Here is a 12,869-nt window from a genome sequence, read left to right on the forward strand (position 1 = left end):
TTCATTGTCGTATTCTCTCAGAATGTTAAGTCTCCGACAATCCCGGGGCGGTTCATTATTAAAATAATACAAAGTTAAAGTCTCGCAAATCTACTCTTATGTATGCCATAGTATAATAAGCCTACTGTCACAAGACTAGTGCAGTAAAAGTAACATTACTACGTGCAAATGTAAGTACATCTCTGTCATAAGTAATAGGTGATAGCTGAATAGAGCCTAAAGGTTATAAAAAGATCCCAGCTAAACTTAAAAGATGCGTTGTTGAATAATTGTCAAATTATCAAAGAGATAACCTAATATTTGGCAGTTTAGCGGTGCCAAACGTAATTAAAACAAGCAAAATTCAAAAAAATATATTGACACCAGCAAAATAGTTGCTAAAATAGCCATCCTATCGAGACGTAGTCATTAATATTTATTAACGATACGCTTTGATCTATGCGGGATTAGCTCAGTGGTAGAGCATAACCTTGCCAAGGTTGGGGTCGAGAGTTCGAATCTCTTATCCCGCTCCAAATATGGCTACTGTCTTTTATACAAGACATAGCAAAAACCCTCACTATTATATAAATAGTGAGGGTTTTTTTGTCTGTGTTTTGCGAATTTTTCTAAAAGAATCTGATATAAAAATAATGAGAAGCAATACTCAGAAGCGCTAAGGTTACAAAAGTCAGTCAACTTGCCATATCTACTTGAGGTTCGCACGGCATAATAAATGAGTAACTTTTAAAGCGATATCTGCAATATAAGTTTTCGACCTACAGACTTAAGATAATCGTTAATACAAGTCTACCTAATAATAAATCCTAATTAAAATAGGAGCTTTTTATGCCAGAATTTAAAGAAAAAAGCTTTGATGAGCTGTTTGACCTGTCCGGCAAGACCGCTATCGTCATTGGCGGCGGCGTGCAGACTCTGAGTTAAATAAATAAAACTTTATCAGATCTTATATTTCACCCAGCAGCGCCATACATTTTTAAAGAGTATTGACTACAGTAGTTACTCTAAGCCGTTTGTTTATTTTTGCCGCCCATCAAGCTATTGACTACCCAAGCTGGGCCAATTAATAAGAACTGCAAATCTTCAAAAAAAGAGGGTTTTTTGCCTTCGATTTTATGACCGACAAACTGACCGATCCAAGCACCCACGAAGATACTAGCCCAGACCTTAAAACCGATAGGTAGTGCTGCCATTACTGATAAGCAAATCAAGATAAAGATACCCATCGCTAAAAATAATGGCGTCGAGAGCTGAATATAAAATAGCAGCACTAAGGCGCTAAGCACTAAGGTAATCCAAACCGATAGCGACATACCCATGCCTAAGATACTGACAAAAATAGTCGGTACTGCCATCCAGTGGATTTTTTTATTGATTAAGTTTTGGTGACTGACCGAATATTCGCTAAGCCACTGCTCAAGCGAGCGTTTCGATAAACGTTTTTGAGTACGAGACATCCTAACCTCCTTGTTAGTCATTTGATGAATAGAATTAAAGAGCTGCGATATCTTTAGTTGTAGCATTATTTATAGTGCTCTACCACTTTATCGCGTAGACCCTCGCGTCATAACCGCTTGCTTTAACCGTTATTATGACGCTTTAGCGGCGTCTTGTTCGCTGCGATACCACTCGTAAAGCCCGACAAAAGAGTTGACTTGATAGACCATCGTTTGAATCGCAAAGATATAATTGCCTGACATCAGATTGACTGTGAGCCATACGAAGTTGGAGATAATCCACAACCACCAGTTAAACGAGTAGCGTAATATCATCGCTGCTTGGGCGGTGATAGAGAGAATAAAAGCGATGACGTTTATCCAAAAAAAGGAGATAAACCCTAAAAATAAACTACTGTCATTTTCGACGACGGCATAGCCGTAGCTGGCGAGTAGCGCGTTCACCGTGGGGAAGAGCGCTAAGCCGATGATCATAAAGGTAATGGTAATCAGCCAAACCCACTTATTGGCGGATTTGGGTATCATATCGCCGTCAGCATCGGTATTCTTTGACCAATAAAACAGACCGTAAAGGTGGGTGAAAAAGTTAAATAGTGGCGCGAGCATCAGACCAACGGAGCCGGCCGTACCTTGTACCACCACTTCACCAGCGGTCGCCGCCATACCAAAACCGTTGCCTGCGACGTTTTTGCGAAAGGATAACGACACCACGCAGATCAGACCAATAAAAGACACCGCTAAATAAAACCAGTCCAAAGTGCTGTGCTCAGTGGTGAGCCAAAACCCCGCACTCAGCGCTAAGACTCCTGAGATAAACCAGATAATGATCCATTGTAACGACCATTTGCCAGTGATATTGTCCAGTAACTGAATGCGCATAGAGTGGTTGTCCTTTAGGTCTGAGGTTAGTTATTAAATCGTTTATGAGGCTTGTTAGAGTCGTAGAGCTATAGGGTTGTGACGTTATAAATAGCGCTGCTGTTATCTCGTCTATTTTACAAAGCTTTGCCGTAGATATACTTATCGATCAATGCCACAGCCTCATGATAACGAGTATCGTAATTTGGCGCGTCGATAAGGTGCGGCTCAATATTATGGCGAGCAAAGATGTCTAAAAGAAGCTGCTCGAAGCGGCCGCGAGCTTCCGCGCTACCTAGCGAGCGCATACCGTCATCGACCCAAGGCGTATTATTATCGAGCATCACCGTATAGTCTAACCGAAACTCATTAATACAAGCGTCAACGAAAGGGTGAGTACGGCCTTCATACTCTTCACAGAACGCTTGCGTAGTCACAAAGTCAGTATCAACGATAGTCACCGGCGCGGTCGCATTGATCTTAGCTTGGCGGATAGCTTCGGCATGATCAAGCGCGATAGGGCCGTAATCGCTATATTGCAGGCCAAGCTCACTACCACCCAGATCAGTCCCGACATAAAGTCTACCCATCTCTAGCGCAAAGCTTGCGCCGTAGTAATTGGCAAGCTTATGTACCAAAGTGGTTTTGCCTGAGCTCTCACCGCCGACGATAGCGACAGTCTTGGTATAGTTGGCACGCGCTATTGGATGAATTGCGGCCCAATTTGCGATAGGGTTGCTTGCGATGGCATAAGAGTTAAACTCTGACTGTAGCGGTGTCGTTAAGACCGGCATGCTCAGTTGAGACTTGACCGCCTCTTGCGCGATAGGATGATTCTCTGCGACAAATAATGCGGTATCATCAGGTAGCTCTAACTCATGGGCGATATGAGTGAGTTTGGCCTGAGTTTCAGTGACATCGATAGCAACATCGCTAAAATCATCATGGATAGGCAGCGCAATCTCCTCAGAGATATGCAGATGAATAAAGGGCAAGTCCGCACAAGCCATCTGTAGCCAGCGCGCTTTGTCCTTTAAGGTAATATCAAAATCTGGATGCGGCGCCGGATGAGAAGTGATAACGATATAAAGGCTTTTGACTTGTCCTGCTGCTGCTAAGATACTGCGCATTTGTCCTAAATGTAGTGGCTGAAAATGCCCAATCATTAAACCGGAATCAATCATCATATCTCCTACCTAACTTCATCATATAAACGGCGCTGTTTGTGCGTTAAATTAATAGCATGGTATAAAGCTTTGGACGTAGATACAGGTGAGTTATTGTAAACGTTTGAAAAATGAGTAGCGAAAGCAGGCAAGTTGTTGAAATTAATAATAATCGTCGCAAATAAGCATCTCAGTAAACTCAGCGAAAAGAACCAGTAACATGGTCTTTTTTGAAACATTTTGAAATAACTATTTAAAATCAGGCAGTTACCGCGCTTTATGACAGATTACGGCAACTTTGATTATCATAAAGTCACAAAGCACGCTTAAAGCATCAACAGATAAATAGCGAATACTTGCTATACTTATTTACAAGTTAAATCGCTCGAGAAGGAGTACAAACTTTGAGTAAGTTAGTTAAACTGCATCGTTCGCAAAACAATAAAATGATCGCAGGTGTCATGGGCGGTATCGCTCAGTATTTAGGATGGTCACCGACTTGGGTAAGAGTGTTGTTTGTTATTATCTCTTCACTTAGTGCAGCAGTCCCAGGGATTTTGATTTACATCATATTATGGATTGTTATGCCAAAAGCAACTCATCAGTCCTATCAGTAGTTAGATGTAGTGAAAGAAGTACCCATTTTAAAGTTATTAAAGTTAAAAATATAAAATTTAAAAGTATTTGGGTTAAACAAGTACTACAGTTCTAAAAGTAATGCAGTCGAAATAAACAGTAACGTTTAAACCTATAATAATAAAAATAGAGTAGCGATAGTGGCTCATAAAAAACAAAAAGCCTGACACAACAGGATACCGGTATCACACTTTTCCTCCTGCCCAGATGCTTACGCATTTGGGTATTTTTTTGTTGTGCTGCTTTCGCTGATTTATGCGCTGCTGATTTATGCACTGATGTAGTGAGTTCATTGTAAAAACGATATAGCGGGACTGGGATGCTTTTGTTTAACTATTAGTTATGCAGCCTCTGTCTGCATAGGCACAGCACGCCAGTAAAATTCATACCCGTTCCGCGCCTAAAAACTATCTCTCTACTTTATTTAGAATTGACTATACCTGTCATCATCGGTTGAACTTTAATACGCGACGCCTAGCCAGCGTAGATATTACATATGATGCTATAGGTAATACTATAAATATAGTTACTGTATATATGGATAAAATGGCCATTTTTTAGTAAGGTAAGCAGGTTAATAGAGGCGTAGCCGAACAAGCTAGCAAAGCTTAACTGTTTTTAGGTAAGCTCGACCTAATCCTACTTATTTCATAGTGATTTTTTTATGACCTCCCAAGATAATATTTCTAATAATGACAACTCCCGCAAAGACTCTAAACCGATGAGTTTTCAAGATTTGATCTTGACCCTACAAAACTTTTGGGCATCCAAAGGCTGCGTGGTATTGCAGCCTTATGATATGGAAGTCGGGGCAGGGACTTTTCATACCGCGACTTTTTTGCGCTCGTTAGGCCCTGAGCGCTGGAATGCGGCTTACGTACAGCCTTCGCGCCGTCCGACCGATGGCCGCTACGGCGATAACCCCAATCGCTTGCAGCATTATTATCAGTTTCAAGTGGTGCTCAAGCCCAATCCGCCCAATATACAAGAGCTATATTTAGACTCTTTACGTGCCATCGGTATCGATCCTTTAGTGCATGATATTCGCTTTGTAGAAGACAACTGGGAGTCGCCAACGCTTGGCGCGTGGGGCCTGGGGTGGGAGATTTGGCTTAACGGTATGGAGGTCACTCAGTTCACCTACTTCCAGCAAGTCGGTGGTATCGAGTGCTTCCCAGTCACCGGTGAGATTACCTACGGTCTTGAGCGCCTAGCTATGTATGTGCAAGGCGTCGATAGCGTCTATGACTTGGTTTGGGCAGATGGCGAATTTGGCCGCGTGACTTATGGCGATGTCTTTCATCAAAACGAGGTGGAGCAGTCGACTTATAACTTCGAGCACGCTGATGTGCCGAAGATGAGTGAGTTCTTTGACTTTTATGAAGAGCAAGCGGATAAATTAGTCGATGCAGGCCTACCGTTGCCCGCTTATGAGATGGTGCTCAAAGCCTCGCATGCTTTTAACTTGCTCGATGCTCGCGGCGCGATTTCGGTCACTGAGCGTCAGCGCTTTATTTTGCGCGTGCGAACGCTGGCGCGTAAAGTAGCCTTTGGGTATGTCGAAGCAAGAGCCAAGTTAGGGTTCCCGTTAGCAGACGCGGAGCATCGTCAAGCTGCTATTGATAAATATCTGCCAAAAGAAGACGTGACAGAGTCTACTGAAGACTCCGCTGAAAATCAGCCTAGTAGTGATAATAACCGCACAAATACTGACACTAAGAAATAGGAGCATCCCATGAGTACCATTTTATTTGAACTGGGGTGTGAAGAGCTGCCGCCCAAGAGCCTAAAACCGCTACGCGATGCACTGCAAGCTAGCGTTATCGAGCAACTAAAAGAGGCTGATATCAGTTTTAATAGTATTAAAGCCTTTGCCGCCCCGCGCCGTTTGGCGATACAAATCACTGGGATTAGTGATAAGCAGCCTGATCGTACTGAGCAAAAGCGCGGCCCAGCTATTAAGGCAGCTTTTGATGATGAGGGCAATCCCACCCGCGCGGCTATGGGCTTTGCCAAGGGCTTAGGCATAGAGACCAGTGAGCTGACGACTATCAATACTGATAAAGGCGATTACATCGGCTATGAGCAAACCATTCACGGTCAAGCGACGACTGAGTTGTTACCTGATATCTTTCAAACGGCGCTCGATAATCTGCCGATTGCTAAGCGTATGCGCTCCGGTAGCGGCCGAGAAGAGTTTGTGCGGCCGGTGCAGTGGGTGGTCTTGATGCAAGATGATCAAGTCATCGATGCGACCATTCAAGGTCATCAAAGCGGTGCAAAAACGCGTGGTCATCGCTTTCATAGCCCAGACTACCATGAGCTCGATCATGCTGATAACTATGAGTCGCTGCTTGAGCGCTTAAAAGTGATCGCTGATTTTGATAAGCGCCGGATGATGATTAACAATCAGGTCAAAACTTTAGCTGATCAAGTCAATGCCGATGCGATTGTGCCAGCAGAGCTGTTAGACGAAGTGACAGCTTTAGTTGACTTACCGATTGCGTTAAGAGCAAGCTTTGAGCCAAGATTCTTGCAAGTACCGCAAGAGGCGCTTATCTCCACCATGCAAGCGGACCAGAAGTACTTTTGTCTGACCGACAAAGACGGTAAGTTACAGCCGTATTTTATTTTTATTACCAATATTGAGTCTAAAGACCCTAATCAAATCGTCGAAGGTAACGAGAAAGTCGTGCGCCCGCGTCTGGCCGATGCAGAGTTTTTCTTTTTGCAGGATCAAAAGCAGCCATTATTTGCGATGACTGAGAGCTTAAAGACGCGCGTGTTCCAAGATCAGCTGGGGACGATTTGGGAGAAGTCTGAGCGTATCGCTAAGCTTGCTGGATTTATCGCTGGGCTACTGCAACAGCAAGGGCAGAGTATTGATCTCGATGAGACGGTACGCGCCGCCATGCTTGCCAAAGCGGACTTGACCAGCTCCTTAGTCGGTGAATATCCAGAATTGCAGGGCATCGCCGGCACTTATTATGCGCGTCTAAATGATGAACCTGAAGCCGTCGCTGCCAGTATTGAAGAGCAGTATCTGCCTAAGTTTAGCGGTGATATTCTGCCGCAGACGCCGATCGGTATTTGCTTAGCGCTAGCCGATCGCTTAGATACCTTAGTGGGTATCTTTGCTATTGATCAAGCGCCGACAGGTTCAAAAGATCCGTTTAGCTTACGCCGTTCGGCTATTGGTATTTTGCGCATTTTAATCGAAAAGCAGTTGCCTATTAACTTAGTGGCGCTAGTCGAACAAGCGATTAAAGGCTACAGTAATGAGTCAGGCAGTAAAATTGCGAAGATGGGCGATACCTTTACCCAAGTGATGGCGTTCCTCAATTCGCGTTATCGCGCCATGTACACTGAGAAAGGCGTCAGCGTCGACACCATTCAAGCCGTACAAGCGATCAACCCGCACATGCCGCTTGATTTTGATCAGCGTATCCGCGCAGTGCAGTCTTTTAGTAAGCTACCGCAAGCGTCGATGCTAGCGGATTCTAATAAGCGTGTGGCGAATATCATCGCTAAGTCAGAAGGCGCAGTCGCTGATAGTGTCGATGAATCCCTATTGACGGAAGCCGCTGAACAAGCGCTATACGCAAAAGTGCAGCAAGCACAGCAGCAAGTTGCGCCCTTATTAGAGCAAGCGGACTATACGCAAGTACTGCAAACTTTAACCAGCTTAGATGAGCCACTCACGCAGTTCTTTGATAGCGTTATGGTCAATAGCGAAGATGCCGCGCTAAAAGCCAATCGCTTAGCACTATTAAAGCAAGTCCGCGCACTATTCTTAACAGTTGCTGATATCAGCGAGCTGCAACTCTAGAAGCTATCGTTTCACTTATAAATTGATATAAATCAAAAACTGGCTTTATTGAGCCAGTTTTTTTATGAGCGCCTGCTATGCTAAGCGCGTTACTTATCGTAAAATCTAAAGGTGACAATGTAATATGCTCTAATATACTCAGAGTATTGACTGCCACTCAAAGGAGCCTTGCCGTGTTTGCTGTTATTACTACTATTCTTATCATCTGGATCTGTATGTGGCTGTTTTATAAAGTCATGTATCCGCGCCCGCCTAAAAGCATGATGCCAAAAGAAGGCGATGTCACCACACCGCGCACCTGCAACTTTTGTGGCCATAGTCTCGCTGAGTATCGCGGCGTGCTCGAAACGCAGCCTCATAGCGACGCGATGCTAGCTACGGATGAAGTAGTAGCGGATACAGCAACGACAAAAAACCAAGAGCTGTTTTTTTGTAATTACGAACATCAGGCCGACTTTCATGCTGGTAAAACCTATAAGGCTCACTCCTAGGTGTGTCTAGGTTTAAAAATAGGTTTAAAGAACAGACTGCGCTTCTTGCATGATTTTATTTAATAGCTGCTCGTTTTGTTTGCTTTGCTGCTGACGCTCGGCTTCTGATTTTTTATGTGCATTGATTTGCTCGTACAAGTTTAAGCAAGACAAGACTAGCAAGTTCTCTTGATTCAGTTTAGGCGCGTCTTTTTTAATGTTAGTAGCAAAATCATTAATAAATTTTTCTGCCGCTCTTAGCTCTTGTTCTTCATCAGCGGGACAAAAGATAGGGTAGCTGGCGCCCGCAATCACGATATCTATTTTTTTGCTTTCCGGCTGCTTATGCTCTGGCTTTTTGTTTTGTGGCCCTGAGGCTGGCTTAGCGGATTTATTATTATACATATCATTGCTTTTATTGGGGTCAGTGGTTTGGCTCGGGCTATTAGCATTGACCGATGGGCGCGCCGCTTGGCTTTGGGCGACTCGGCTTTGCGTGCTTGTGTCTTGGGTCTGGGCCGGCGGTGTCTTGGAGTTATTAGCCGCTGTTACAGTGCTATCCTTGCTAGTCGTTTCGAGCGCTGGTTTTTGCGAGTCAGTACGGTTATCAGTCATAAAAAATCCTACACAATAAAGGTTTGAAATTAGCGTGAGAGCGCTTAGCTATCCATTTGGTCAATACGGGTCAAGCGCTGCAGTACCACTTGAGTACGCTCAGCCGCCAGTTGGTTTTTTTGCTGTAAATCGCTATTTTGTTGCTTGATATCGTCGAGCTGCTGCTTTGCTTGTTGGTTTTGCTGCTCTAAGCGCTGATTGATCTGTTCAAGCTCATTATTTTTTTGTTGTAAATCGCTGAGCTGACTCTGCAGTTTGTCTTGCTCTTCTCCTATCATGTGATGAGCCTCAGCCAAACTTTGATAGCGCTTATCTAAATCGCTCAGTTGTTTTTTGGCAGTGTCGCGCTCATTGGTGCTACTGCTGAGCTGAGACTTTAAGGAGGACAGCTCTTTTGGGTCAGGCTGAGGCTGTTGTTTTAGTTGACTGAGCTCACGACTGACCAGTTGATGCTGTTTTTTGATATCTAGTATCATTTTTTCTAATATTTTTAGTTGATCATACATAGTCAGTTTTTATCCTTAATAAACGTGATGATAATGAATTGGCTTTATGCGTTTAATAATGCCATAAGTGACCTCATAATATCTATATCAACAAAGTAATTGCCATTGAGCTTATAGTAGGCATTTTGGGCATCTTTATACTTTGTCGCACTTATTTACCCTTAATTTATTTTGAATCAGGATGTTTTTATGAATGATAATATCTCAGGCTGGAACACTTGGTCAGATGCGTTTGCAGGTTGGACGGATGTGACAATCAGTGAGATACATGGCTTGATGACTGGGCTGATGACCGCTTGCAACGCGCCCGATGAGGCAGGTTGGGCTGCTATCTTGAGCGAGCTTAGCTTTGAAGCTTTGCCTGACGAGGCGCTAACTTTATTGACTGAGGAGGCTGAGGACACCGTGTTTCAGCTCAAAGATAAAGATGATGCTTATGCCTATACGCCGCTAGTGCCTGATGATGAACATGATTTGTACGAGCGTGTAATGGCGCTGAAACAGTGGGCCAATGGCTTTATGACCGGTTTTGGTATTACTGATTGTCGTTTAAGTGCTGAGGAGAACGAGATGCTCTCTGATTTGGCGAAGATTGGCGCGATTCGTCTAGCCGAGGATGACGAGTTTGAGGGTGGTGAGGAGTCTTACCTATATATTTATGAGTTTGCGCGTATGGTGCCTGTCAGCTTTGCCACGCGCAAACGTAAATCGGTGAAGGAGTTGGCACTGATTGCCGGACTACCTATCGATGCTAAGACCACGAAGGAATTGCAAGCAGAAGGTAAGCTGCCAAAGCCCATGCCGCCAGTCATGGATGTGATGAATCAAAATAACCCATCGTAAGTAAACCGTTTATACCTCAGGTGAGCACTGCGCGATGTGCTCTGCTGCACATGAGCTGGCGGGTCTTGGCCGTATCGTTTATGTCAGCTCGGCCAAGCAACTCGGCGAGTGGATGGCGGAGATAGGTGTAGACTCGCCGCTGTCGATTAATGCGTTAGCTATCTCAGAGGTCGCGCCTGATATCCCTATCGATGGGCCAGTCGAAGGCTTAGATGAGGAAGTAAAAGCCCTACAACAGCGCTTTGTTAAAAATAGCTAACCTCTTTTTTAGATAGGCTAAGGATATTTTATGACCATAACCGCTAGCAATAGTGATGCAAAAACCAACACTAATCAGGCTGACTACCCTACGCAAAGTATCGATTGGCTGACGCGGCTAATTGGCTTTGATACGGTCAGTCGCCATTCAAACTTGGCGCTGATAAAAGATGTGCAAGGCTACTGCGAGCAGTTGGGTTTGAGCGTTGATCTCACCTTTAATGAGGCTCAGAACAAAGCCAATCTGTTTGTTACCGTACCCGCAGGAAAGAACCGAGATATTTTAGATGGCGGTTTGGTGCTCTCAGGTCATACTGATGTGGTACCAGTTGATGGGCAGGACTGGAGCTCAGATCCATTTAAAGCGGAAATACGTGGCGATAAACTGTACGGGCGCGGGTCGTGCGATATGAAAGGCTTTATTGCTTGTAGCTTAATGGTGCTACCTAAAGCAGTCAAATTATCTAAAGCGGGTAAACTCAGTCGTCCGCTACATCTGGCACTATCGTTTGATGAAGAGGTGGGCTGTTTGGGTGCGCCGCTGATTTTGGCGGATATTGAGGCGCGCGGTATCACTCCTGATTATTGTATCGTCGGTGAGCCAACTTTGATGACTATGGTGGTCGCGCATAAAGGCATTGCGGTTTATCGTTGCCGCGTGCATGGCAAGTCCGCGCATTCCTCCTTAACCCATAAAGGCGTCAATGCCATTAGCTACGCCAGTCGTTTGGTCGGTTATGTCGATGCGTTAGCAGAAGAGATCAGCCAGCGTGATGACAATGATGCTATGTTTGATGTGCCTTTTTCGACCCTGTCGGTCGGTACGATACAAGGCGGCACCGCGACCAACATCGTACCCAATCTGTGCGAGTTCACCTTTGACTATCGCAACTTACCGCACATGACGCAAGAGGATATCGTAGCACCGATCAAAACTAAAATTGCCGAGCTAAACGCGCAAATGCAAGCGCGGTCTCCTGAAACCGGTATCGAGCTGATACAAGAAGAGGGCGTACCAGCGATGAGTGATGATAAGAATGACGAGCTACAAGAGTTAATCGCAGCTTTGACGGGCGATGATGAGCGCCATAAAGTGGCTTATGCCACCGAAGGCGGACAGTTTACTAACGCTGGCATTCCGACCATTATTTGCGGCCCAGGGAGCATTGAGCAGGCGCATAAAGCCGATGAGTTTGTGGCATTAAGTGAGATTGAGCGTTGTGATGGTTTTCTGCAGAAACTGTTAGAGAGCTGTACGGTTAACTAGATCTTTATCGATAAGAAAATTGTAGCTTATGCTCATAAAGTCAAAGCACTTAGAGTATAATTAGGTTTGATCAAACACCGTCGTAATGGCGGTGTTTATTTTTTTAACATCAGTAAGTTTCATAATACAGAGTAGGGGTTGCAGATGTCTTGGCATCTATTTACCGTGTTTTTTATCAGTACCTTTTTTATCTCCGCGACGCCAGGGCCTAATATGCTGTTGGCGTTTCAGTATGGGCTAAATTATGGGGTGAAGCGTACGCTATGGACGCTGGCAGGATTAAGCCTTGGTTTATTCATCCTATTGCTGTCAACCTTGCTAGGGCTAGACGTTATCAGTCGTCAATCGCCTTGGGCTTTAGAAGTAATCAAAACGGTAGGCGCGCTATATCTCATTTATCTGGGTATTCAGTCATGGCGCGATGCTGGTGAGGGCAGCTTGATGAGTGATGCCAAAGAAATGGGCGAGGAGGTCGCGACCGATTATCCGACTACTATGCCATTTATGACTGATGAGAAAACACCGCAGCCGCGCTCACTATCGAGTGCAGCAGTTAAGGTGTCACCAAACAATATGACCTTATTTCGTACCGGCGTTTGGGTGTCACTGTCTAACCCAAAAGCTATATTATTCTTCGCTGCTTTTTTCCCCAAGTTTATCAATTTTACGGCGCCCCTTTGGCCGCAGTATATAATGCTGACTTTTGGCTTGTTTTTAAGCGAAACCATTTGGCAGATCATCTATACGCTTGGTGGAAAGCAATTGGCTGGCTGGCTTGATGTTGGTGATCGTCTGGCTTGGCTTAATCGTGCTTGCGGCGTGATATTTATGTTGATTGCTGCAGCTTTATTGGCTGAAGTGGCTAGTCATTTTATGGTTTAAAGAACACTATGGTCAGTTCGAAATAAAGTCGATACGCTTAATATTAACGTGCAACTGCTATTCATTTTCCTTGCGTGCTGTG

General features: G+C 44.6%; 13 protein-coding genes and 1 tRNA gene. 9 read left to right on the forward strand and 5 right to left on the reverse strand.

Translation table 11 applies throughout. From position 1 onward, the window contains the following. The first annotated feature begins 440 nt into the window (after positions 1–440). Positions 441–515 (forward strand) — tRNA-Gly (locus I3248_RS07655). A 489-nt stretch (positions 516–1,004) separates the two neighbouring features. Here I3248_RS07655 and I3248_RS07660 read toward each other — a convergent pair. The 3 genes from I3248_RS07660 to nadR form a co-directional block, all read right to left on the reverse strand. Beyond that, positions 1,005–1,457 (reverse strand): Mpo1-like protein, encoded by a 453-nt coding sequence (locus tag I3248_RS07660; RefSeq protein WP_238063184.1) that lies wholly within the window; start codon positions 1,455–1,457, stop codon positions 1,005–1,007. Between the two features lie 132 nt (positions 1,458–1,589). After that, positions 1,590–2,336: a nicotinamide riboside transporter PnuC gene (gene pnuC, locus I3248_RS07665; protein WP_025644712.1), complete on the reverse strand. Its 747-nt coding sequence runs from the start codon at positions 2,334–2,336 to the stop codon at positions 1,590–1,592. Positions 2,337–2,452: 116 nt separating this feature from the next. Then, positions 2,453–3,502 carry a multifunctional transcriptional regulator/nicotinamide-nucleotide adenylyltransferase/ribosylnicotinamide kinase NadR gene (gene nadR / locus I3248_RS07670; RefSeq protein ID WP_346268425.1) on the reverse strand — a complete coding sequence of 350 codons (1,050 nt, stop codon included), beginning with the start codon at positions 3,500–3,502 and terminating at the stop codon, positions 2,453–2,455. 383 nt (positions 3,503–3,885) lie between these two features. On the opposite strand from nadR, the gene I3248_RS07675 reads away from it, so the two are divergent. From I3248_RS07675 to I3248_RS07690, 4 genes are all read left to right on the forward strand, one after another. Continuing rightward, positions 3,886–4,098, forward strand: coding sequence for a PspC domain-containing protein (locus I3248_RS07675; RefSeq protein ID WP_238063185.1), 213 nt, complete (start codon positions 3,886–3,888; stop codon positions 4,096–4,098). 740 nt (positions 4,099–4,838) lie between these two features. Then, positions 4,839–5,843 carry a glycine--tRNA ligase subunit alpha gene (gene glyQ, locus I3248_RS07680; protein ID WP_025644706.1) on the forward strand — a complete coding sequence of 335 codons (1,005 nt, stop codon included), beginning with the start codon at positions 4,839–4,841 and terminating at the stop codon, positions 5,841–5,843. A gap of 9 nt (positions 5,844–5,852) precedes the next feature. After that, positions 5,853–7,946, forward strand: coding sequence for a glycine--tRNA ligase subunit beta (gene glyS / locus I3248_RS07685; RefSeq protein WP_238063186.1), 2,094 nt, complete (start codon positions 5,853–5,855; stop codon positions 7,944–7,946). A 173-nt stretch (positions 7,947–8,119) separates the two neighbouring features. Continuing rightward, the gene (locus tag I3248_RS07690; protein ID WP_238063187.1) at positions 8,120–8,437 is read left to right on the forward strand and encodes a hypothetical protein; all 318 of its coding nucleotides are present in this window, start codon (positions 8,120–8,122) and stop codon (positions 8,435–8,437) included. A gap of 24 nt (positions 8,438–8,461) precedes the next feature. Here the strand turns inward: I3248_RS07690 and I3248_RS07695 are convergent, their stop codons facing one another. Further along, positions 8,462–9,031, reverse strand: a complete 570-nt coding sequence (locus tag I3248_RS07695) for a cell division protein ZapA (protein WP_238063188.1) — start codon at positions 9,029–9,031, stop codon at positions 8,462–8,464. Positions 9,032–9,075: 44 nt separating this feature from the next. After that, complete coding sequence (locus I3248_RS07700; RefSeq protein ID WP_201559376.1) at positions 9,076–9,537, reverse strand: hypothetical protein; 462 nt, start codon at positions 9,535–9,537, stop codon at positions 9,076–9,078. Between the two features lie 189 nt (positions 9,538–9,726). On the opposite strand from I3248_RS07700, the gene I3248_RS07705 reads away from it, so the two are divergent. The 4 genes from I3248_RS07705 (at position 9,727) to I3248_RS07720 (ending at position 12,787) form a co-directional block, all read left to right on the forward strand. Beyond that, positions 9,727–10,380 carry a UPF0149 family protein gene (locus I3248_RS07705; RefSeq protein ID WP_025644696.1) on the forward strand — a complete coding sequence of 218 codons (654 nt, stop codon included), beginning with the start codon at positions 9,727–9,729 and terminating at the stop codon, positions 10,378–10,380. Positions 10,381–10,414: 34 nt separating this feature from the next. After that, a complete protein-coding gene (locus I3248_RS07710) occupies positions 10,415–10,639 on the forward strand; it encodes a hypothetical protein (RefSeq protein WP_238063189.1) in 225 nt (74 codons plus the stop codon). A gap of 30 nt (positions 10,640–10,669) precedes the next feature. Next, on the forward strand, positions 10,670–11,905 hold the full coding sequence (gene argE / locus I3248_RS07715) for an acetylornithine deacetylase (protein WP_025644692.1): 1,236 nt from the start codon (positions 10,670–10,672) through the stop codon (positions 11,903–11,905). 144 nt (positions 11,906–12,049) lie between these two features. Then, entirely contained in the window at positions 12,050–12,787 is a 738-nt protein-coding gene (locus I3248_RS07720) for a LysE family translocator (protein ID WP_201609653.1), read from the forward strand. Positions 12,788–12,869: the final 82 nt, after the last annotated feature.

This window comes from Psychrobacter sp. Ps3 (assembly GCF_022129275.1).
Classification (GTDB): Bacteria; Pseudomonadota; Gammaproteobacteria; order Pseudomonadales; family Moraxellaceae; genus Psychrobacter; species Psychrobacter submarinus.